Here is a 20,961-nt window from a genome sequence, read left to right as displayed (position 1 = left end):
GATCAGTGTCCGAATTGCAAGCGACGGTCTAGCCTCCGGCCGATGCCACCCATCGTCCCGGAGCGCGCGCAGGTTGTCGTGGTCGGCGGCGGGATCGTGGGCGCGAGCATCGCCTACCACCTGACCCGGCGCGACATCACCGACGTGGTCGTGCTCGAGCAGGGAACGCTCACCTGCGGCACCACCTGGCATGCGGCAGGGCTCGTGTCCCAGCTCAAGTCGACGCATTCGCTCACGAAGCTGGCCACCTACTCGGCCCGCCTGTTCGAGGAGCTCGAGGACGAGACGGGCCAGGCGACCGGCTACCGCACGCCCGGCTCACTGTCGGTGGCGGACAACCAGGAGCGCTGGGAGGAGATCCTGCGTGGGGCCACGATGGCGGAGGGTGTCGGTGTGGAGACCCGCGTCATCGACCTCGACGAGGCGAGCGAGCGCTGGCCGTTGATGCGTACCGACGACCTGGTCGGCGCGCTCTACATCCCGCGCGACGGGCAGACGTCGCCCGTCGACACCACCATGGCGCTCGCCAAGGGCGCGAAGTCCCGCGGCGCGACGATCATCGAGAACGTCGCCGTCACCGATCTCACGGCGCGCAACGGGCGGGTGACCGGCGTGATCACTGAGCAGGGCGCGATCGGAGCGGAGATCGTGGTGCTGGCGACCGGCATGTGGACCCGCCACCTCGCCGCGCAGATCGGGGTCAACGTGCCGCTCCAGGCGTGCGAGCACTTCTACATCGTCACCGAACCGGTCGAGGGCATGGTGATCGGCACGCCGACCCTGCGTGACCCCGGCAACCACACGTACTTCAAGGAGGAGACCGGCAAGATCATGGCCGGCTTCTTCGAGCCGCGGGGGAAGGTCTGGCGGATGGACCGGATCCCGCGCGACTTCTCGTTCCAGAGCCTGCCGGAGGACTGGGAGCACATCGGCCCGATCTTCGAGCGGGCGATCCATCGGGTCCCCGCGCTCGGGGAGTGCGGACTCCAGCTCTTCTTCAACGGACCGGAGGCGTTCACCCCGGACGGCGTCTACTACCTGGGCGAAGCCCCCGAGGTCGACAACTGCTACGTGGCCGCCGGCTTCAACTCGGTCGGCATCCAGTCCGCCGGTGGGGTCGGTTGGGCGCTCGCGGACTGGATCGCCGACGCGCACCCGCCCATGGATCTCAACTCGGTCGACATCCGCCGGGCGCAGCCGTTCCAGGCGGACGAGGCGTACCTCCGGGACCGTGTCTCCGAGAGCCTCGGCCTGCTCTACGCGATGCACTGGCCGTTCCGCCAGTACGAGAGTGCGCGGGGCATCCGGCTGTCGCCCCTGCACGAGCGGATCGAGGGGGCCGGCGCCGTCTTCGGCGAGCTCGCGGGCTGGGAGCGTCCGAACTGGTACGCCAACCCCGGCCAGACCCGTGAGTACACGTACTCGTACGGCAAGCAGAACTGGCACGACAACATGGTCCGGGAGTGCCTCGGCGTGCGGGAGACGGTCGGTCTGTTCGACCAGACCTCGTTCGCGAAGTTCACCGTGGAGGGGCCCGACGCGCTCGAGGTGCTGAACCGGATCAGCGTCGCCGACATCGACGCCCCTCTCGGCCGGGCCGTGTACACGCAATGGTGCAATGACCGCGGCGGTATCGAGGCCGACCTCACGGTGAACCGGCTCGGCGAGGATCGGTTCTTCGTCGTGACCGCGGCGGCGAGCGAGACCCGCGACTGGGCATGGTTGCGGCGGGCGGCCGTCGGCCGGGACGTCACCCTCGCGAACGTCACCCACGACCAGGCCGTGCTCGGCGTGATGGGGCCGAACTCCCGTGCGCTCCTGGCCGAGCTCACCCGCGCCGACCTGTCGAACGACGGCTTCGCGTTCGGCACGGGTCAGTCCATCGACATCGCCGGGGCCGACGTGCTCGCCCTGCGGATGAGCTATGTCGGCGAGCTCGGTTGGGAGCTCTACGTGGCGAATGCGGACGCGGTCGCGGTCTATGACGCGGTCGTGGAAGCCGGCAGGAGCCACGGCCTCGTCCACGCGGGCTACCACGCCATGAACGCCCTGCGCCTCGAGGCCGGCATGCGGCACTGGGGCCACGACATCACGGACGAGGACACCCCGCTCGAGGCCGGTCTCGGCTTCGCGGTCGCCTGGGACAAGCCCGTCGACTTCGTCGGCCGTGCCGCGCTCGACGCCCAGCGGGCCGCGCCGCGGACGAAGCGGCTCCTCCAGTTCCGGATCGAGGATCCGGAGTTGCTCACGTATCACGACGAACCGCTCTACCGCGACGGTCTTGTCGTCGGTCGCACGTCGTCGTCGATGTGGAGCGCGACCCAGGGTCGCTGCTGCGCGATGGGCTATGTCGAACACGACGAGGCGATCACCAAGGAGTGGATCGCGGCCGGCACATGGGAGACCAACATCGCCGGTGCCCGGGTTCCCGTCTCCTGCGGCATCGGCTCGTGGTACGACCCCGGGAACGAGCGTCCGAAGATGTGACCCGGTGACAGGACGTCCGCGCCGATCCCCTAGATTCGTCCCCGTGTGGGGTTCGGGGTGTGGCGCGTGCCCGACGTGTCGGGGCCGGTTGGCGGAGGTCGGCGGCGGCCTCTGGTGCGAGCGCTGCCGCTCGGCCGTCCCGGTCGTGGACGGCATCGCGTTCTTCGGTGAACGCGGTCGCGACCCGGTGGCGTTCGCGACGGACGACGCTCCCCGCTTCCGGGAGGGGTTCGTGGCGCTGTCCGAGGCGCGGCGGCGCCGGGGGCATCGGGAGCCGTACGCGTGGTTCCGTCCGTTCAACGAATCGAGCCGCGCGCTCGAACCGCTCCTGCCGATCCTGGAGGAGGCGCTGATCGGCGGTGGTCGCATCCTCGATCTGTGGAACCGGACGGGCTGGACGGGAGCGTGGCTCGCCGGCTTGTTCCCCGACGTCGAGGTCGTCTCGATCTGGGAGGGCGACACAGACCAGCTCGGCTACGGCGGGTTCCTGGAGGCGCTCCCGTCGGCTGGCCGCCCGGACAACCTGACGCTCGCGTTCGCCCACCCCGGCGACCCGCTGCCCTTCGTCGACGATTCGTTCCGGGTCGTGCACGGCCTCGACACGCTGCATCGCTACCCGGAGGCGGCGTTGCTGGACGAGGTCCTGCGGGTGGGCGACGCCGACGCGGTCGTCGTCTTCCCCCACATCCATCTCACGAACAGCGAACCGGACCCGTGGTTCGAGCGCGGCTGCACCCAGCGGCACGGTCGGGAGTGGGGCGAGTTCCTCGACGCACGGCTCGCGGGTGACCGGCGGCGGGCATGGGTGATGAGCGAGGCCCGTGCCTACACCGAACGTGCGTCGTTCGCCGTCCGCGACGAACGTGACACCGAGCACTACAACGGTCTCGTCCTCATCGCCGACGAGGCCTGGGAGGGCCGCACGCTGGCGGCGCCGCCGCTCCCGATCGACTCGTCGAGCGCCACACTCTTCGTCAACCCCCTCGTGGACATCGACCTGACCGGCGGCGCTGTCTCCGTCGACGACGCCCGCCCCGGAAGCGTCGTCGAGTACATGACGGCCCGGCACGCGGTCTGTGTCGACCGGATCGGGCTCGCCCCGGATCTCACCAGTCGGCAGCTGCAGCTGGTGGTCCACGCCCGGGCCGGGCTCACGCTCGGCCAGATCGCCGACCGGCTCGATGCAACGGTCGAGGGCCTCCGCGAACCGGTCGCCGACCTCGTGGACCGGGGGCTCGCCGTGGTCGCGGAGGTGGCGCCGGCCACGGCGGCGTCGCAGCGGACCTACGTGGACCTCCGGCCGGAAGGCGACGACTTCGCCGCGCTCTGGGACGTCCTTCCGGCTCGCTACGGCGACGGCGCGCTGCTGGCTGCAGACGACGGGAGCATCTTCACCGTGGAGGACGTCGCCGTCGTCACCGACGGCCTGCGGGGCTGGTTCGCGGATCGCGGACTCGTCGAAGGCGACGCGATCGCGCTGATGGCCGAGCCGCATCCCGAGTACCTGATGACGATCTGGGCGGCCTGGCGGGCGGGGCTCGTCGTCGTCCCGTTGCCGACGAGATCGACGCCGGCCGCGGTCCAGGCCATTCGGTGCGAGATCACCCCGAAGGCCGTGTTCGTCGACGACCGGCATCGCCACCGCTTCCGGGACGACGCCGTCGTCGTGTTCGACCCGGTCGACCTGGAGGCCGAGCTGGCCGAGGAGCACTTCGCCGTCGTCGTCGAACCGTTTCTCGATGCCCCGCCGCCCCCCGGGGCGGACCAAGGTCCGGACGTCGCGGCCGCGGTCCTCTTCACGTCGGGCACCACCGGCGAGCCGAAGGGCGTCGAACTGACGATGCGCTCGCTGATGCACACGTCGGCCGGCGTCGCCGACTTCGCCGGCCTGCGTCACGACGACACCCTGATGTCGCTGAGCGGTTTCCACACGATGTCCGGTCTGCGCAACCCGTCGCTCGTCGCGCTCCGGGCGGGCGCGAGCGTGGTCGTCCCCGGCCCGGACGCCCAGCACGGCCTCGGTGCGGCGGAGTGCGTCCGCCGCACCGGCGTGTCCGTGCTCACCGCCGGGCCCAGCTTCGTCTCGGCAATCGAGACCCAGGCCGACCGCCTGCCCGCGTCCCGGCCGCTCGGCGCCCTTCGCCTGCTCCTCAGCACCGGCTCGCCTCTCGACCCGGCCCGGGCCGCCCGGTTCGAACGCTCGACCGGCGTCCGGGTGGGTGACTATTACGGCCTCACCGAGACCGGCGGGTTCTGCGCGGGCAGCCTGCCCCATGCCGAAGCGGACGGGTCGCTCGGGCGGGCGCTCGGCGCGGTGGTCGAGGTGCATGTCGACGGTCGGCGCGCCGCGGTCGGCGAGGTGGGGGAGATCCGGGTCAGTGGGCCAGGCATCGCCGGCCGCTATGTGGGCGATGCAGTGATGGCTCGTCACGACGGGTGGATCCACACCGGCGACCAGGGTGTCGTCGACGAGCGGGGAACGGTCCGCCTACTCGGGCGCAACGACGCACTGTTGAACAATCGCGTCGGCGAGCGGGTCTCGGGTGCGGAGATCGAGAACGCGATCCGCGCCCACCCGGGCGTCGCCTCCTGCACGGTGGCGACGACGGCGGAGCGGGGCGAGCTGCGAGCCCTGGTCGTCGCGATTCCCGATGCCGGCCGGGAGTACCTCGTCGCCGATCTCCGAACGCGCCTGCACGAGACGCTCGGGCCCGACAAGACCCCCGACCGGATCGACCTCGTCGACCGCCTGCCCGCCCCATGACCGCCGACCTCCACGCCCGCGCCCGCGACACCCCGGACCGCGCGACGTTCCTCGTCGACGAGCACGGCTCCCTCACCTACGGCGAGCTGCGCGACCGGGCCGGTCGCCTGGCCGGGTTGCTCGACGCCGAGAACGTGAGCGCGACCGGACGGGTCGTGCTCATGAGCGCCGAACCCCGTCACGTCGCCGCGGTGCTCACGGCCGTCGTCGGGTCCGGCCGCACGCTCGCCGTTGTCGACCCCTCGGCCCGACCCCGCGAACTCCACCATGCCGTCGGACTCGTGGAACCCGAGCTCATCGTCGTCGACCGCACGGCCGTCGAGTCGAGCGGCGCGGCCCAGTGCGGTGTGGCGCTGCTGCCCCTCGACGCCGTCGCTCGGCCCACCATGGCGTCGCGGCTCCTCGGTCGCCGGAAGTCCGCCGGTCCGGCCGACGAACTGACGGAGCGGCTCGCGGGGATCGAACCGGTCGCGGTCGACTCGGCGGGCGACGCGGCGTCGATCGCCCTGATCATGTTCACCTCCGGCTCGAGCGCCGCGCCGAAGGGCGTCCTGCTCAGCCGGCGGGCGCTGTCGGTGCACCTCGAGAGTCTGCGCCGGGCGCTCGACCACGACGCGACCGTCATCCACAACGTGCTCCCGCTCCATCACAGCGACGGGCTCGTGCAGGGTCCGCTCCAGGCGTGGGTCAACGGCGGCACGTGGGTCCGGCCCGGCGCGTTCTCGGTCGGGGCGCTGCCGGAGATCGTCGACGCCGTGTACACGCACCGGGTGACCCACATGATCACCGTGCCGACGATCCTGGCGTTGTTGGATCGGCTCGGCGCGGACTTCCACGATGCGTTCCGCACCGACGACTTCCGCTCGATCGTCTCGAACGCCGCACCGCTCGGCGAGCGTCTCTGGCGTCGGATCGAGGACCAGTTCGGGGTGACCGTGTGCAACAGCTACGGCCTCACGGAGACGGTCACGAGCAGCCTGCTGAGCGGGCCGACGGCCGAGACCGGCCGTGCCGTCGGGACGGTGGGTCGACCACTGGACGCGACCATCTCCATCGTGCGCGAGGACGGTGCACCTGCGGCCCACGGGGAGGTCGGCGAACTCGTCATCGAGGGCGACCATCTCTTCTCCGGGTATCTCGGCGACCCGGCGGCGACCGCGGCCGTGTTCGACGGCACCCGCTTCCGTACCGGCGACCTCGCCCGCCGGACCGACGACGGGGCGTTCGTCATCGTCGGTCGTGCGTCACGGATGATCATCACGGCCGGCACCAACGTCGCCCCGGACGAGGTGGACGACGTGGTCGGTGCCGCTCCGGGCGTCGTCGAGTCGTGCACCGTGGGCCTCGACGACGCCGTGTGGGGAGAGCGTGTCGTCACCGCCGTGACGGCGGGCGACCCCTTCGACCCGGCCGCCGTGCTCTCGTACTGCCGGGGGCAGCTCGCGCCGGAGAAGGTTCCTCGGGAGGTGGTGCGGCTGGAGGCCCTGCCCCGGACTCCGGCCGGAAAGATCGACGCGCGGGCGGTCGCGGTGACGCTCGCCGAGCTCGACCGGGTCGCGGTGACCGGCAGCTCGGTCGACGAGACGGTGCTGGAGCTCGCCGCGACGGTGCTCGGTGTCGACGTCGCGGCGTTGTCGCTCGGCAGCGACATCGATGCCACGCCGGGTTGGGACTCGCTCGCGCACATGGAGCTCGTGGCCGCGGTCGAGGAGCACTGGACGATCGAGTTGTCCAACACCGCGGTGATCGGCATCCGATCGCTCGGTGACATCGTGGAATGCGTTCGGGATCAGCTGCCCACGTGACGCCACGCCGCGGTGAGTTGGCGACGATCGTCGGGCTCGTGGTGGCCCTGCTCGGGATCGCCTGGTTCGTCGCCGACCGGACCACCGAGACCCTGCATCCCTACCAGGTCCAGATGGTGGAGCTGCTCGACGGCCTCGGCGGGGCCGACGTCGATCATCGAGTCGTCGTGCTCGGCACGAGCCTCGACCGCAACGCGCTCGGGACCGCGGCGGAACTGAGCGCCGTGCTCAGCACCGAGGACCGACGGGTCGGTGCGGTGAACCTCGGCTACAGCGCGGCCGGTTACGAGACGTTCGCGCCGATCCTCGACCGGGTGTGGGCGGCCGACCCCGACGTGCTCGTCCTCCAACCGGACGTCTTCCGACCGGAGGTGCGCGACGACGAGAACACGCTGCGGGAGCGGCTGCGTCGCCGCTTCGACCCGCCCGACCTCGCGCCGCTCGACACGCGTCGCTGTCCCGAACAGACGGACCGGGCCTTCGAGACGTCGGTGGAGCGCAACCTCGCCCGGCACACGACCACCGTGCCGTATGTCGCCGAGGCACTCGAGTTGGTCCACCACGCGGCCCGCAACGGCGTGGCGATCGTGCTCTACGTACCCCCGCGATCGCCGCCGATCATCGAGGCGATCGACGGCGTCGACGAGGCCTGGCGGGCGGTGCTGTTCGACGCGCTGGCCGGAGAGCCGAACGTGATCGGGCCCGTCGAGGCCGGCGTCGAGCTCGGTCTCGACTCGTTCTGCGACTGGACGCATGTCAACGACGACGGTCGCGCGGTGGTGTCCGCGACCGTCGCCGCGCTGGTGCACGAGGCGCTCGACAGGAGCGACGGGTGATCGACGGACGCTGGATCCTCGCCGTCGCGGTCGCCGTGGCGATCCACTGGATCACGCCCCATCGCCATCGCGCCCGCGTCAACCTCGCCGTGGGCGTGGTTCTCCTCACCGCGGCCTCGCCGGTCGGTGCCGCCGCCCTCGTCGGCGCGACGACGATCGCCTTCCTCGGCACACGTGGGGCGCGGGCGAGTCGCACCGCGATCGCCCTCGTCACGATCGCGACGGCCTTCGTGCTGGCGAAGCTCCTGGCGATGGACTCGGCCGAGCGCGACGTCGCCACGGTCGCGACCCTGCTCGGCTTCGCCTACACGGCACCGCGGGTCGCCCACGTCGTGATCGACGTCCGTTCGGGGCGTCTTCGCCCACCGTCGCTGCTCGCCCTGTGCAGCTACCTCTGGTACTGGCCGCTGCTCGTGATCGGTCCGATCCACCGGTTCCCCGACCACGAGCGGGAGTTCCGTCGCCACCGGGCCGACCCGGCGGTCCTGGCCCAGGGGGTCGAGCGGGTCGTCGTCGGGCTGTTCACGGCCGTGGTGATCGCCAACATCGTCGTGTCCCGCTGGTTCGGCGACTGGATCGACGGCATCGACCCGGAACGGGCCGGCCTCGTGTCGGCGCTGCGCTCGGTCGAGTACGGCGCGAACCTCTACGCCGCGTTCGCAGGATGGAGTGCGGTCGCGATCGGCATCGCGAATCTCCAGGGCATCCGGGTGCTGCCGAACTTCCACCGTCCGTTCCTGCAGCGCAACATCGCCGACTTCTGGCGGGGGTGGCACATCTCGCTCACCCGCTGGGCGACGGACTATCTGTACCGGCCGGCAATGGCCCAATGGCGTCGCCACGTGCCGGCGATCACCGTGACGATGGTCGCGATCGGGCTGTGGCACGAGTTGACCGCTCGCTACCTGATCTGGGGCGCGTACCACGCCGCCGGGCTGGCGATCCATCGTGCGTACGCGGATCGACGGGGCCCCGCCCGTGCGGGCCTGGTCTCCCGGGGTGCGGCGACGCTGCTCACCGTCGCGTTCGTGATGGCCGGGTTCACGATCACGCGGGCCGCATCCGTCGACGTCATGCTCGACGAGTTCCGCGACCTCTTCGTGGGAGGCTGGTGACGTGGTCATCTTCCGGCTCGTGGCGTCCGTGCTGCCTCGTCCCGTCGCGGTCGTCGTGACGGCGATCGTGCTCGCCGCCGCGATCGTGGCGATCTGGTGGTTCTGGGCGGAGCCGGGCGCGCCGTTCCGCTATCTCGAGGTCTGAGCGGTGCCGACCAGGCGGGTGGCGATCCGGTGGGCCGCGTCGAGCACGGCGGCTTCGATTGCGGCCGTCCGGTCGCCCGGGAAGCGATAGGTCGGCCCGTAGACGTTGATGGCCCCGACCGCCGCGCCGTCCGGGCCGAGAATCGGTGCGCCGATGCCGTTCACGTCGTCGGCGAACTCCTGGATCGTCCAGACGACGCCGCGGGTGCGCACGTCGTGGAGCTTGGCGCGCAACGCCTCGATCGAGGTCACCGTCGCGTCCGTGAACGCTTCGAGGCCGTCGTCGACGAGCGCCGCGACCCGCTCGTCGGGCCAGGTGCTCATCAGCGACAGCCCACCCGCCGCCGGGTGGAAGGGCAGGCGTTCGCCCGTCCAGTCCTGGACCTGCACCTGGGTGTCGGACGGGGTCGCCGTGTCGATGTAGAGCACCATGTCGCCGTCGTCGACCACGAGCGACGCGTTCTCCCCGAACGCATCGGCGAGCTCGACCAGCTGGGGCCGGGCGACCTCGCGCAGCGATCCGATCGGGGACGCCCCGTGGGTCAGGGTCGCGAGGGCGGCGCCGATGCCGTACTGATCGCCGATCCGTTCGACCATGCCGAGCGACTCGAGGCTGGCGAGAATCCGCGAGGTCGTGCTCTTCGGCAGATCGGCCCGTCGGGCGATCTCGCTGACCCCGGCCCGTTCCGGGTGCTCGGCCAGCGCGCCGAGAATGCCGAAGGTTCGCTCGATCGCCTGCATGACAGGAACTACACTAGCTCATGGAATGAAACGTTCCATTCAGTGGAACACCGAGGGTTGCTCCGGGGGAACGGGGATGAAGGACGAGGCGCAGTGCGTCATCATCGGCGGCGGCGCGATGGGCGCCGGCCTCCTCTACCACCTCGCCCACGAGGGCTGGACCGACACCGTCCTGATCGAGAAGGGCGAACTCACCTCCGGGTCGACCTGGCACGCGGCGGGGCTCGTCCCCAACTTCATCGGGGACCTCAACATGGCCAAGGTCCACCAGGAGGCCATCTCCCTCTACCCGCGGATCGAGGAGGAGACCGGGCTGGCATCCGGGTGGCACGGATGTGGCGCGATCCGCTTCGCCATCACCGACGAGGAGGTGCTCTGGCACCGGCAGGTCCATGCCCAGCTCGAGCAGCTCGGACTCGAGAGCCACATCATCTCCCCGAAGGAGATCACGGAGCTCAACCCGCTCTTCGAGAACATCGACGACGTCCAGACCGGCTTCTACACGCCGAACGACGGCTGGGCCGACCCCACCGGCACGACGATGACGATGGCGAAGGGCGCGCGGCTTCTCGGCTGCGAGATCGAACGCCACAACCGGGTCACGGACATGAACCAGCTCGCCGACGGGCGTTGGGAGGTCATCACCGAGAAGGGTCGGATCGTCTGCGAGCACGTCGTCAATGCGGCGGGCTGCTACGCGCCCCAGCTCGGCGCGATGGTGGGCCTCGACGTCCCGATCGTCTCGGTGATCCACCAGTACATCATCACCGAGCCCCTCGACGCGATGAAGGAGCTCGGGTTCGAGCCGCCGGTCACCCGTGACCCGATCTCGTCGTCGTACTACCGCCGCGAGATCGACGGTCTGCTGATCGGCCCCTACGAGACGTCCGGCGCGCAGGCCTACGGCGTCGACGGCATCGACTGGAAGCTCGACTTCCACCTGACCCCACCCGACATGGACGCGATCGCCGAGTGCCTGACCATCGCGCTCGACCGGGTGCCCGCGTGGGCCGATGCCGGCATCAAGAAGGTGGTCTCCGGACCGATCACCCACACGCCGGACTCGGGCTACCTGATGGGCCCCGCGCCCGGTCTGCGCAACTACTGGCACTGCAACGGCGCGTCGATCGGAATCACCCAGGGCCCCGGGGCCGGGAAGTACCTGGCCCAGTGGATGGTCCATGGTCAGACCGAGATCAACGTGCGGGGGATGGATCCCCGCCGCTTCGGCGATCACACCGGACCGAAGGGTGTGTTCGCGTGCGAGAAGGCGATCGAGGAATACCACGAGATGTACCAGGCCCGGCTCCCGGGCGAGAACCTCCCGGCGGCGCGCAGGCAGAAGGTCACGCCGATCCACGACAAGCTCGATGCCCGTGGCGCCCAGTGGCAGGAGGTGTACGGCTGGGAGCGGCCCCAGTACTACGGCGAGCCGGAGAAGCACTCGTTCCTACGTTCCAACGCCTTCCCGATCGTCGCCGAGGAGGTGCGGGGCACGCGGGAACGGGTCGGCATCGCGGATCTGACCGCGTTCGCCAAGTTCGAGGTGGTCGGTGCCGACGCCGCGGCGCTGCTCGATCGCGTGTCGGCCAACCGGATCCCCGCTCGGACCGGCGGGATGCGGCTGGTCCACATGCTCACCGACCTCGGCGGCATCGAGTGCGAGATGACGATCACCCGTTTCGGTGACGATCGCTTCTACCTGAACTCCGCGATCATGGGCACCACCCACGACGAGGACTGGCTCAACGCCCACATCCTCGACGGCGAGGACGTCACCGTGACCGACGTGACCGATCGGCTCGGCCTGCTCGCCGTCACCGGACCGAGGTCCCGCGAGCTGCTCGAAACGCTGACCGACGCAGACCTCACGAACGAGTCGTTTCGCTGGCTCACCGCGCAGGAGATCGACGTCGCCGGGGTGCCGTGCAAGGCCCTGCGGGTCAGCTACGTCGGCGAGCTCGGATGGGAACTGCACGTCCCGATCGAGCAGATGGCGTCGCTCTACGACGCGATCGTCCAGGCGGGGGAGCCGCACGGTCTCGTCCATTTCGGCTCCTACGCCATGAACGTGATGCGCATCGAGAAGGGCTACAAGGCCTGGGGGAGCGAGCTCACCACCGAGATCACTCCGATCGAAGCGCGCCTCGAACGGTTCGTCGACTTCGACGGCGAGTTCATCGGCAAGGAGGCGACGATCGCCCGGCGGGATCAGGCCGAGCCGCTGTCGATGGTCCTGGTGTACTGCGCCATCGAGGACGGGCCCTCCGACCTGCTCGGCAACGAACCGGCGTACGGCCGCGACGGCGAGGTAATGGGCATCGGCACGAGTGGGGCGTTCGGTCACACCGTCGGTTCGTCGCTCGGGTTCGTCTACGTGCACCCGGACTACGAGGCGCCGGGGTCGACCTTCGAGCTGGACATGCTGGGCAACCGGCGAACGGCCACCGTCCTGGCCGAGCCGGCCTACGACCCCGCCAACGTGGCGCTGCGGAGCTAGACGGCCATGACCGAGGAGCCCCGTCGTCGTCGCTCCGGCGGCCGGGCCGGGCGCCTCGCGGAGCGGGCCGCCCCGATCGCGGTCGACGAGCGGGCGGTGCGGCCCGGGCTCCCCGGCGGGAGGTACGCGCCCCTGTCGGAGTCCGATCTCCAGCAGGTCTACGACACGGCGCTGTGGCTGTTGGAGAACGTCGGCATGGGTTCGCCGGTTCCCGAGTTCGTCCAGGTCGTCACCGGGGCCGGCGGGCGCGTCGACGGCGACCGGCTCTTCTTTCCGAGGGCGATCGTGGAGAACGCGATCCGCACGGCTCGCAAGGAGTGGGTCTGGCACGGCTTCGACGACGACCGCTCCATCGAGGTCGGTGGCGACCGGGTCCACTTCGGCACCGCCGGGGCCGCCGTGCTGATGCACGACTACGCGACCAACACGTTCCGTCACAGCACCGCGCAGGACGTCTACGACACCGCCCGGCTCGTCGACACGCTCGACAACATCCACTTCCTGGTGCGCACGGTGGTCGCTCGCGACCAGGAGGACGCCCGCCTCCTCGATCTCAACACGGCGTACGGCGCGACGATCGGCACCGGTAAGCCGGTCGGGACGTCGTGGTTCGAGCGCGAGCACGTCTACGAGACCGTGGCGATGTACGACATGCTCGCCGGCGGCGCCGGGGAGTTCCGCAAGCGGCCCTTCGTCGCGGCCAACAACACCTTCGTGGTGCCGCCCCTGCGCTACGCCGAGGAATCGACGGCCTGCATGGTGGCGCAGGTCGAGATGGGCATGCCGATCAACCTGCTGTCCGCCGGGCAGGCGGGCGCGACGTCGCCGGCGGCACTCGCGGGGTCGCTGGCCCAGGCGCTCGCGGAGTGCCTGTCGGCGCTCACCGCGGTGAACCTCATGGTGCCCGGCCACCCCTGCGTGATGGGGCTGTGGCCCTTCGTCTCCGATCTGCGCACGGGCGCGATGTCGGGTGGCTCGGGGGAGGAGGGTGTGCTGAACGCGGCGGCGGCCCAGCTGGTGAACTGGATGGGCCTGCCGTCGGGCGTGGCCGCCGGGATGTCCGACTCGAAGATCCCGGACAACCAGGCGGGCTACGAGAAGGGCATCAACATCACGCTCGCTGGCCATGCCGGGGCGAACCTGGTCTACGAGTCCGCGGGCATGCTCGCCTCGCTGCTGGCCTGCTCCCACGAGGCGCTCGTGATCGACAACGACATGCTCGGGTCGGTCAATCGCACGGTGCGGGGGATCGAGGTCAACGAGGAGACCCTGTCCCGGGAGGTGATCGCCGAGGTGATCGCCGGCCCCGGCCACTTCCTCGGGTCGGCCCAGACCCTCGAGCTGATGCAGAAGGAGTACGTCTACCCGGAGATCGGGGACCGGGACACCCCGGACAACTGGCTCGAGGCCGGCGGGAAGTCGGCGATGGACGTCGCCCACGAGCGGGCGTGCGAGATCCTCCGGACCCACCATCCGGCGCACATCCCCGCCGATCGCGAGGCCGCCGTGCGCGATCGTTGGGGCATCGCCGTCGACCGCGGCTGAGTCACGCGGTACCGTCCGCCATGACCACGTGGACCGAAGACGACATTCCGGACCAGTCGGGCCGTGTCGCCCTGGTGACCGGCGCGAACAGCGGGCTCGGGTTCGAGACCGCCCGGGCGTTGGCCCAGCACGGCGCCCACGTCGTGATGGCATGTCGCAACGCCACGAAGGCCGCCGATGCCGAGGCACGGATCAACGCGCTCGATCCGAGCGGCTCGGTCGAGGTGCTCCTGACCGACATGGCCGACCTCGACTCGATCGCCGGCTCCGTGGCCCAGTTCACCGCCGCCCACGACCGTCTCGATCTCCTCGTCAACAACGCCGGCATCATGGCGACCCCGAAGGGTGTCACCGCACAGGGGTTCGAGCAGCAGTTGGGCGTCAACCACCTCGGCCACTTCGCGCTCACCATGGCGCTGCTCCCGTCGTTGTTCACGGCCGGGCCGGGGAGCCGGGTCGTCAGCGTGAGCAGCAACGCGCACAAGTTCGGCTCGATGAACTTCGGGGATCTCATGAGCGAGAAGCGCTACAGCCCCTGGGGTGCGTACGGGCAGAGCAAGCTCGCCAACCTGCTGTTCACCAGCGAGCTGCAGCGTCGGCTCACCGCGGGCGGTCACCCGACGATCGCCGCGGCCGCCCACCCGGGTGGGTCGCGCACCGAGCTCGGCAAGGAGAGCGCGGGCGGCATCGTGAGCACGATGTTCCGTGTGGTGCGGCCGCTGGCGAACGCGACGATGTCGCAGTCGGCGGCCATGGGCGCGCTGCCCCAGCTCCACGCGGCCGTCGCCCCCGGCGTCGCCGGTGACGACTACTACGGGCCGGACGGACTGGGCGAGATGCGGGGCCACCCGAAGAAGGTCGGTCGCACGGCCAAGGCGCGGTCGGCACCGGACGCGGCGCGGCTCTGGGACCTGTCGCTCGAGTTGACCGGGGCGGACGACGCTGTGCTCACCTGACGCGTTTCGACCACGCTCGGTGCCGCCTACGGTGCCGGGATGCGTCGGGGAGTGGCGGTGTGCATCACGGCAGGGCTGTTCTTCGTCGCGTGCACGGACGACGGCGCGTCGCCCTGCGAGCTGATCGCCGGCGAGCTCCCGCCGCTGGATCAGCCCGAGAGCGAGGCGCGCTGGCGGGCGATCGCGGATTCGCTCGACGGTGACGAGGCGGCGGCAGCCGCTGCGCTGGCCGTGGTGTCGCGCCAGGTCGGCGCCCTCGGGCCGGACGCGTCGTTCGAGGAACGCGCCGCGGTCGCGCTGCGTCCGGCCGTCGCCGAGCACCTGGCGACCATCGAGCGGGCGCGCGTCGCCTGTGATGGATGACCGCGAATCACCCGGAGCAGGGGTTCGCACCGGCGCGCCGGGTGGGGCATGATGGGCGTCCTGTCTCAGATGCCCACAGGCACGAAAGGTGACGCACATGAAGATCGTGGTCGACTTCGATCTCTGCGAGAGCAACGCAATCTGCATGCAGATCGCGCCCGATCTGTTCGAGGTCCGCGACGACGACTTCCTCTACGTGCTCAACGAGGAGCCCGGTGAGGACCGCCGTGCGGACGTCGAGGAGTGCGTGCAGCGTTGCCCCAAGCAGGCCATCTCCATCGCGGAGTGACCCGGCGTCACATCACGATCGTCGGCGCGTCGCTCGCCGGCCTGCGGGCCGCCGAGTCGCTGCGCCGGCACGACTTCGACGGGCCGATCGTCCTGATCGGTGACGAGCCGCACGCGCCCTACGACCGTCCGCCGCTCTCGAAGCAGTTCCTCGCGGGCGAGTGGGACGAGGAACGGCTGGCGCTCACCAAGCCGGAGAAGCTCGCCGATCACGACCTCACCTTCCGGCTCGGCACCCGGGCCACCGCGTTCGATCTCGCCGACCGCCGGCTCACGCTCGATGGCGGCGAGGAGGTGGAGGTCGACGGGTTGTTGATCGCCACCGGCGCACGGTGTCGCACCCTTCCCGGCACCGAAGGGCTCGAGGGCGTGTTCGTCCTGCGCGACCTGGACGACTCGTCGGCGATCCGGAGCGCCTTCGACGCCGGTCCGAGCCGAGTTGTCGTCGTGGGGGCCGGCTTCATCGGGGCCGAAGTCGCCGCCACGGCGCGGGGCCGGGGGCTCGACGTCACCCTCGTCGAGGCGCTGCCGCAGCCGCTCGGCCGTGTGCTCGGCGACGAGATGGGTGCCGTGTGCGCCGACGTCCACCGGGATCACGGGGTCGACCTGCGGCTCGGCGTCGGCGTCGAGGCGATCGAGGGCGACGGCCGGGTCGAGCGGGTACGCCTGTCCGACGGTTCGGTGATCGACGCTGATGTCGTCGTCGTGGGGATCGGTGTGATCCCCAACACCGAGTGGCTGGAGGGCTCCGGCCTCGAGATCGACAACGGCGTCGTGTGTGACGCCACCTGCCTCGCCGCTCCCGGCGTGACCGCGGCGGGTGATGTCGCCCGGTGGCCGAACCAGCGATTCGACGAGGTGATGCGGGTCGAACACTGGGACAACGCCGTCGAACAGGGCGGCCATGCCGCTCGCCGCCTCCTGCAATCCGACGAGGAGGCCGAGCCGTTCACGCCCGTCCCGTGGTTTTGGTCGGACCAGTACGACCGCAAGATCCAGCTCGCCGGGCGGATCCGCCCCGACGACGACATGCAGATCGTCACCGGTTCCGTCGAGGAACGGCGCTTCGCCGCCCTCTACGGCCGCGCCGGGCGGCTCGTCGGCGTCCTCGGCTTCAACCGCCCCCGTCACGTCATGCAGTACAAGACGCTCATCGAGCAGGGCGTGTCCTACGACGAGGCCCTCGCGGCCGATCTCTGACGATGACGACCACGGCGGTGGTGTTGCTCGTGGTGGCCGGCCTCGCCGCGACCGTCGACTGGTGGTCCGTGGCGACGGACAAGCTCGGCGTCGAGTTCCTCGCGAAGCCGGCGGTGATCATCTGCCTGATCGGCGTCGCGCTCGCGATCGAGATCGAACCGGGCGGGGCCTCCAACGTCCAGCGGGGAATCATCATCGCCGCCCTCGGCGCGTCGCTGGCGGGCGACGTCGTGCTGATGACGCCGGACGCCCGTTTCGAGGCGGGGCTGGCGTCGTTCCTGATCGCCCACCTCTTCTACATCGCCGCGCTCGCGTCGGACTTCACGGTCGGGCCGGCCCTGGCCGCGGGCCTGCTCATCGTCGCCTTGGGCTTCGGGGTGGTTCCGCAGTTGCTCGCCGGCGCGCGGCCACACGGCCGGGCGATCGTCGTCGCCGTCGCGGCGTATGTCCTCGTCGTGAGCGCGATGGGTGTCGTCGCGGCGGGTACCGCGGTCGCCGTCACCGGCGTCGGCGGCATGCTCTTCGTGGTCTCCGACGCACTGCTCGGGTGGGGCCGCTTCGTCGGCCCCGCTCCGGGTGGACGAGTGCTGGTGCACGTCACGTACCACCTCGGCCAGGCGGGCCTGGTGCTGTGGCTCGCCGCCTGATCTCGCTGGTCCTCCTGCTCGCCGCCTGTGCGGAGGCCGGACCGCCGACCCTGGACGTCGAGAGCGTGCACGAGGTGGTGCCCGCGCTCGTCTGGCCCGACGACCCGGCGTTGGTGGCCGACGTGTCGTGTCCGGATCTCCTCGCCGAGTTCATCGCCCAGTCGGTCGCGTGCACCGCCACGCTCGACGGCGAGCCGATCACGGCGGACGTGGTGGTGGACGAGGTCGGATTCGTCGCCGCCGTGGTGCGTCAGACGCTCTTCCGCGTCGCCGACGCCGAGGCGCAGCTGGCCGGTCGACTGGCCGACGACCTCGGCATCAGTCCGCCGACGGTGACGTGCACCCGCTCGGTGGTCCTCGCCCGCACGGGAACGGAGATCCCCTGTACCGCCAGCAACGACGGGTCACCGATCGACTTCACCGTGCGGCTCCTCGACGGGGACGGGAACTGGAGCGTCGAGATCGCGCCCTGACGAAGCACGAAGCTGCAGGTGTCGGACCTGCGATGTTGCGGGTAGCGTGGGGGGAGTCCGATTCAGACGAGTCGGCGGCGACGGCCTGCGCACCGCGGGGCTTGTGGCCGGGTACGAGACCCACAGGAAAGAACACGAACTATGGCCGCAGTGAACCTGCCTCCGAAGTCCGAGACCATGGCCACGATGGCCAAGGCCTTCGAACTCGACGAGAACGACACGGGATCTCCCGAGATCCAGATCGCGTTGCTCTCGGCTCGCATCGACCACCTCACCGAACACGTGAAGGTCCACAAGAAGGACCATCACAGCCGGCGAGGCCTCCAGATGCTGGTGGGCAAGCGCCGTCGACTCCTCGACTATGTCAAGGACAACGACGTCGAGCGGTACCGAGCAGTGATCGCCCATCTCGGGCTGCGTCGCTGACAAGATGTGGGAGCGGTCCTTTCGGGGCCGCTCCTTTCGGTTTACCGGGACGGATCCCGGCGAACCCGACGAAACCCAGTAGCAGGAACGTCCTGCGAACAACCGAACACATGGCAGTTGGTGTTAGTCGAGTGTTTCGGAGCCCCACCGGTTCCGAGGTACTCGACTGGGAACTGGCAGTCATGTGTCCGAATTCCAAGGAATACACCACATGACTGAAACCACTTCCTTCACCGGCGCATTCACGCGCGGTGAGGGCAAAGACGCCACCTTCGAGATCGGCAAGTTCGCCCCTCTCGCCGGTGGCTCCGTCACGGCGAGCATCGGCGACACCGTCGTCCTCGTCACTGCAACCGGCGCGAAGTCGGCCCGTCCCGGCGCCGACTTCTTCCCGCTGACCGTCGACATCGAGGAGCGCATGTACGCCGCGGGCAAGATCCCCGGCTCGTTCTTCCGGCGCGAGGCCCGTGCCGGCGAGCAGGCGATCCTCACCTGCCGCCTGATCGACCGTCCGCTGCGCCCCGCGTTCCCCGACGGGTACCGCAACGAGGTCCACGTCGTCGGCACCGTGCTCGGCGCCGACCAGGAGAACCCCTACGACGTCCTGGCCCTCAACGCCGCGTCGCTCGCCCTGTGCCTGTCGCCGATCCCGTTCGACGGCCCCCTCGGTGCCGTGCGGATGAGCTGGTCGCCCGACGGTGAGTGGGTCCCCTTCCCGACCTACGAGGAGTCCGAGGAGTCGGCCTTCGAGATGGTCGTCGCCGGCCGTCTCGCCGACGACGACGTCGCCGTGATGATGGTCGAGGCCGGCGGCACCGGGAACTCGTGGAACCTCTACGAGTCCGGCACGCCGAAGGTCGACGAGGACGTCCTCGCCGGTGGCCTCGAGGCCTGCAAGGTGTGGATCCGCGAGATGATCGAGCTTCAGCAGAAGGCGATCGACGCCGCGGGGCCCATCGCCAAGATGGATCCGCCGACGGTCACCGACTACACCGACGAGATCCTCGCCGCCGTGCAGTCGGCCGGCACCGATCGCATCGCCGAGACCCAGAAGATCGCCGACAAGACGGCCCGTCAGAACGCCGAGGGTGAGCTCAAGGACGCGCTCATCGCGGAGCTCGAAGGCCAGTTCGCCGATAACGACGACGCCGTGCAGCAGATCAAGAACGCGATCCGCTCGGTCACCAAGGCGGTCGTGCGCAAGCGCATCGTCGAGGAAGGCATCCGCATCGACGGTCGCAAGACCAACGAGCTGCGCCACGTCACCAGCGAAGTCGGCGTCATCCCGACGGCGCACGGCTCCGGCCTCTTCCAGCGCGGCGAGACCCAGGTCCTCAACTTCACGACGCTCGGCATGGGCCGCAGCGACATGATGATCGACGACCTCTCGCCGACCGACAAGAAGCGCTACTTCCACCACTACAACTTCCCGCCCTTCTCCACGGGTGAGACCGGCTTCATGCGCGGTCCCAAGCGTCGTGAGATCGGCCACGGTGCGCTCGCCGAGCGTGCGGTGTTCCCGGTGGTCCCGAGCTTCGAGGAGTGGCCCTACACGGTCCGCACCGTCTCCGAGGTCATGGCCTCCAACGGTTCGTCCTCGATGGGTTCGGTCTGTGGCTCGACCCTGTCGCTGATGGACGCCGGTGTGCCGATCAAGGCCCCCGTCGCCGGTATCGCCATGGGCCTCGTCCATGCCGAAGGCGAATACGTCACCCTCACCGACATCCTCGGTGCGGAGGACGCGTTCGGTGACATGGACTTCAAGGTCGCCGGCACCACCGACTTCATCACGGCGCTCCAGCTCGACACGAAGATCTCCGGCATCCCGGCCACCGTGCTGGCCGATGCGCTGGCCCAGGCCAAGGAAGCCCGTCTCGACATCCTCGACGTGATGGCCGAGGCAATCGCCGAGCCCCGTCCCGAGGTGCGAGACACCGCGCCGAAGATCGTCAGCTTCGAGATCCCGATCGACAAGATCGGCGAGGTCATCGGCCCGAAGGGCAAGGTCATCAACACCATCCAGGCCGAGACCGGCGCCGACATCTCCGTCGACGACGACGGCATGGTTGGTGTGGTCGCGATCGCCTCGGTGGACAACGCCAAGGTCGCCGAGGCGCAGCGTCAGATCGAGCTGATCCTCGATCCGCCGACCGCCGAGGTGGGCGCCACCTATCAGGGTCGGGTCGTGAACATCACCAAGTTCGGTGCGTTCGTGAACATCCTCCCGGGCCGCGACGGACTGCTCCACATCTCGAAGATCGGTGGCGACAAGCGCATCGATCGCGTCGAGGACGTGCTGGAGCTCGGCCAGGAAGTGGCCGTCACCGTCGAGGACGTCGATCCCAACGGCAAGATCAGCCTCAAGCCCGAGGGCGCGCCCGACTCCGACAAGAAGTCGGGTGGCGGTCGTGACCGTGATCGCGGTGAGCGCAACGACCGTGGTGACCGCAACGACCGTGACCGTGGTCCCCGCCGCGAGCGCGACGACAACGGCGACGACTCGCCGGCGTCCGACGAGCGCGACGCCGAGACGGTGTCCTTCGAGGACGCCTTCGACGCCGAGCTCAGCGAGGAGTTCGGCGATCTCGGCCCCGAGGCCCCGCGTCGCGGTGGCGGCGGTGGTGGCGGCGGCCGTGGCCGTGGCCGCGGCGGTCGCGGTCGACGCTGACCC

At 70.1% G+C, this 20,961-nt stretch carries 17 protein-coding genes; 16 read left to right on the top strand and 1 reads right to left on the bottom strand.

What is annotated here, in order from left to right:
• The first annotated feature begins 42 nt into the window (after positions 1-42).
• From R8F63_11090 to R8F63_11065, 6 genes are read left to right on the top strand one after another with little or no spacing between them, the layout of a single operon-like run.
• Complete coding sequence (locus R8F63_11090; GenBank protein ID MDW3219144.1) at positions 43-2,487, top strand: FAD-dependent oxidoreductase; 2,445 nt, start codon at positions 43-45, stop codon at positions 2,485-2,487.
• A gap of 43 nt (positions 2,488-2,530) precedes the next feature.
• A complete protein-coding gene (locus R8F63_11085) occupies positions 2,531-5,251 on the top strand; it encodes an AMP-binding protein (GenBank protein ID MDW3219143.1) in 2,721 nt (906 codons plus the stop codon).
• Positions 5,248-7,056 (top strand): AMP-binding protein, encoded by a 1,809-nt coding sequence (locus R8F63_11080; protein MDW3219142.1) that lies wholly within the window; start codon positions 5,248-5,250, stop codon positions 7,054-7,056. The genes R8F63_11085 and R8F63_11080 overlap by 4 nt, the downstream gene beginning before the upstream one ends.
• The gene (locus tag R8F63_11075; GenBank protein MDW3219141.1) at positions 7,053-7,892 is read left to right on the top strand and encodes a hypothetical protein; all 840 of its coding nucleotides are present in this window, start codon (positions 7,053-7,055) and stop codon (positions 7,890-7,892) included. The genes R8F63_11080 and R8F63_11075 overlap by 4 nt, the downstream gene beginning before the upstream one ends.
• On the top strand, positions 7,889-9,007 hold the full coding sequence (locus R8F63_11070) for an MBOAT family O-acyltransferase (protein MDW3219140.1): 1,119 nt from the start codon (positions 7,889-7,891) through the stop codon (positions 9,005-9,007). The genes R8F63_11075 and R8F63_11070 overlap by 4 nt, the downstream gene beginning before the upstream one ends.
• 1 nt (position 9,008) lies before the next feature.
• Positions 9,009-9,152, top strand: a complete 144-nt coding sequence (locus R8F63_11065; GenBank protein ID MDW3219139.1) for a hypothetical protein — start codon at positions 9,009-9,011, stop codon at positions 9,150-9,152.
• Here R8F63_11065 and R8F63_11060 read toward each other — a convergent pair.
• Positions 9,137-9,892 carry an IclR family transcriptional regulator gene (locus tag R8F63_11060; protein ID MDW3219138.1) on the bottom strand — a complete coding sequence of 252 codons (756 nt, stop codon included), beginning with the start codon at positions 9,890-9,892 and terminating at the stop codon, positions 9,137-9,139. The genes R8F63_11065 and R8F63_11060 overlap by 16 nt on opposite strands.
• 25 nt (positions 9,893-9,917) lie before the next feature.
• On the opposite strand from R8F63_11060, the gene R8F63_11055 reads away from it, so the two are divergent.
• The 10 genes from R8F63_11055 to R8F63_11010 all read left to right on the top strand — a co-directional run bounded on the left by R8F63_11055 (position 9,918) and on the right by R8F63_11010 (position 20,958).
• Positions 9,918-12,392, top strand: coding sequence for an FAD-dependent oxidoreductase (locus R8F63_11055; GenBank protein ID MDW3219137.1), 2,475 nt, complete (start codon positions 9,918-9,920; stop codon positions 12,390-12,392).
• Between the two features lie 6 nt (positions 12,393-12,398).
• Complete coding sequence (locus R8F63_11050; GenBank protein ID MDW3219136.1) at positions 12,399-13,937, top strand: trimethylamine methyltransferase family protein; 1,539 nt, start codon at positions 12,399-12,401, stop codon at positions 13,935-13,937.
• A gap of 20 nt (positions 13,938-13,957) precedes the next feature.
• Positions 13,958-14,893, top strand: a complete 936-nt coding sequence (locus R8F63_11045) for an oxidoreductase (protein MDW3219135.1) — start codon at positions 13,958-13,960, stop codon at positions 14,891-14,893.
• A gap of 39 nt (positions 14,894-14,932) precedes the next feature.
• Complete coding sequence (locus R8F63_11040) at positions 14,933-15,256, top strand: hypothetical protein (protein MDW3219134.1); 324 nt, start codon at positions 14,933-14,935, stop codon at positions 15,254-15,256.
• A 97-nt stretch (positions 15,257-15,353) separates the two neighbouring features.
• The gene (locus tag R8F63_11035) at positions 15,354-15,545 is read left to right on the top strand and encodes a ferredoxin (GenBank protein MDW3219133.1); all 192 of its coding nucleotides are present in this window, start codon (positions 15,354-15,356) and stop codon (positions 15,543-15,545) included.
• Positions 15,542-16,744 (top strand): FAD-dependent oxidoreductase, encoded by a 1,203-nt coding sequence (locus tag R8F63_11030; protein MDW3219132.1) that lies wholly within the window; start codon positions 15,542-15,544, stop codon positions 16,742-16,744. Before R8F63_11035 ends, R8F63_11030 begins: the two co-directional genes overlap by 4 nt.
• A 2-nt stretch (positions 16,745-16,746) precedes the next feature.
• The gene (locus R8F63_11025; protein ID MDW3219131.1) at positions 16,747-17,391 is read left to right on the top strand and encodes a lysoplasmalogenase family protein; all 645 of its coding nucleotides are present in this window, start codon (positions 16,747-16,749) and stop codon (positions 17,389-17,391) included.
• Positions 17,376-17,864, top strand: coding sequence for a DUF4333 domain-containing protein (locus tag R8F63_11020; GenBank protein MDW3219130.1), 489 nt, complete (start codon positions 17,376-17,378; stop codon positions 17,862-17,864). The genes R8F63_11025 and R8F63_11020 overlap by 16 nt, the downstream gene beginning before the upstream one ends.
• A gap of 177 nt (positions 17,865-18,041) precedes the next feature.
• On the top strand, positions 18,042-18,290 hold the full coding sequence (rpsO, locus tag R8F63_11015; GenBank protein MDW3219129.1) for a 30S ribosomal protein S15: 249 nt from the start codon (positions 18,042-18,044) through the stop codon (positions 18,288-18,290).
• 211 nt (positions 18,291-18,501) lie between these two features.
• The gene (locus R8F63_11010; GenBank protein MDW3219128.1) at positions 18,502-20,958 is read left to right on the top strand and encodes a polyribonucleotide nucleotidyltransferase; all 2,457 of its coding nucleotides are present in this window, start codon (positions 18,502-18,504) and stop codon (positions 20,956-20,958) included.
• Positions 20,959-20,961 lie beyond the last annotated feature (3 nt).

This window comes from Acidimicrobiales bacterium (assembly GCA_033344915.1).
Taxonomy (GTDB): Bacteria; Actinomycetota; Acidimicrobiia; order Acidimicrobiales; family Aldehydirespiratoraceae; genus JAJRXC01.
This window is presented reverse-complemented; position numbering and strand designations above follow the sequence as displayed.

Excerpts from the sequence above, each read along its gene's own strand:
- R8F63_11090 (MDW3219144.1), top strand. The coding sequence starts at position 43 with ATGCCACCCATCGTCCCGGAGCGCGCGCAGGTTGTCGTGGTCGGCGGC.
- R8F63_11080 (MDW3219142.1), top strand. The coding sequence starts at position 5,248 with ATGACCGCCGACCTCCACGCCCGCGCCCGCGACACCCCGGACCGCGCG.
- R8F63_11060 (MDW3219138.1), bottom strand. The coding sequence starts at position 9,892 with ATGCAGGCGATCGAGCGAACCTTCGGCATTCTCGGCGCGCTGGCCGAG.
- R8F63_11055 (MDW3219137.1), top strand. The coding sequence starts at position 9,918 with ATGAAACGTTCCATTCAGTGGAACACCGAGGGTTGCTCCGGGGGAACG.
- R8F63_11050 (MDW3219136.1), top strand. The coding sequence starts at position 12,399 with ATGACCGAGGAGCCCCGTCGTCGTCGCTCCGGCGGCCGGGCCGGGCGC.
- R8F63_11045 (MDW3219135.1), top strand. The coding sequence starts at position 13,958 with ATGACCACGTGGACCGAAGACGACATTCCGGACCAGTCGGGCCGTGTC.
- R8F63_11040 (MDW3219134.1), top strand. The coding sequence starts at position 14,933 with ATGCGTCGGGGAGTGGCGGTGTGCATCACGGCAGGGCTGTTCTTCGTC.
- R8F63_11035 (MDW3219133.1), top strand. The coding sequence starts at position 15,354 with ATGAAGATCGTGGTCGACTTCGATCTCTGCGAGAGCAACGCAATCTGC.
- R8F63_11025 (MDW3219131.1), top strand. The coding sequence starts at position 16,747 with ATGACGACCACGGCGGTGGTGTTGCTCGTGGTGGCCGGCCTCGCCGCG.
- rpsO (MDW3219129.1), top strand. The coding sequence starts at position 18,042 with ATGGCCACGATGGCCAAGGCCTTCGAACTCGACGAGAACGACACGGGA.
- R8F63_11010 (MDW3219128.1), top strand. The coding sequence starts at position 18,502 with ATGACTGAAACCACTTCCTTCACCGGCGCATTCACGCGCGGTGAGGGC.